At 70.3% G+C, this 640-nt stretch carries 1 protein-coding gene; it reads right to left on the bottom strand.

Annotation, left to right across the window (positions count from 1 at the left end; translation table 11 throughout):
• Window positions 1-618, bottom strand: a 618-nt coding sequence (locus ACSIH6_RS39380; RefSeq protein ID WP_435113992.1) for an L-ribulose-5-phosphate 4-epimerase, incomplete at its 3' end; no start/stop codon positions are given.
• Between the last annotated feature and the right edge of the window lie 22 nt (window positions 619-640).

Below are 640 nucleotides of genomic sequence, written 5' to 3'. Positions count from 1 at the left end.
GCCGAGCTGGCGGGCGACGTGCACGGTGCGGGCGACGTCCTCGACCATGACCGCGGCCTTCACGGCGTCCCTCGCGTCTTTGCCGATGGTGAAGGGACCGTGGTTGCGCATGAGCACCGCGCGGGACCGGTGCTCGGTGAGGGTCTGCACGATGCCGCGGCCGATCGAGTCGTCGCCGATGATCGCGAACGGCCCCACCGGGATCTCCCCGCCGAACTCGTCCGCCATCGCGGTGATCACGCACGGGATAGCCTCCGCCCGGGAGGCCCACGCGGTGGCGTAGGTGGAGTGGGTGTGCACGACGCCGCCGACCTCGGGCATGTGCCGGTAGACGTAGGCGTGGGCGGCGGTGTCGCTCGACGGCGACCGGTCCGAGCCGGGAGTGTCGGGGACGACCCCGCCGTGGAGGTCGCACAGGATCATGTTCTCCGGGGCAAGGTCGGCGTAGTCCACCCCGGAGGGCTTGATGACGAACAGGTCGGCCCCCGGGACGCGGCCGGACACGTTGCCGCCGGTCCACACCACCAGGCCGTAGCGCGTCAGTTCGGCGTGCAGGGAAGCGACCTGTTCCCGTGTGCGGTCGATCGCGGACTGGATATCCGTGGTGAATCGGTTCATCGGTCGGCCTTCTCCCTCAGGA

The sequence above is a fragment of the Nocardiopsis synnemataformans genome (assembly GCF_965343085.1).
Classification (GTDB): domain Bacteria; phylum Actinomycetota; class Actinomycetes; order Streptosporangiales; family Streptosporangiaceae; genus Nocardiopsis; species Nocardiopsis alborubida.
The sequence above is the reverse complement of the archived record's forward strand: the minus strand, read 5'-3'. Positions and strand labels throughout refer to the sequence as shown.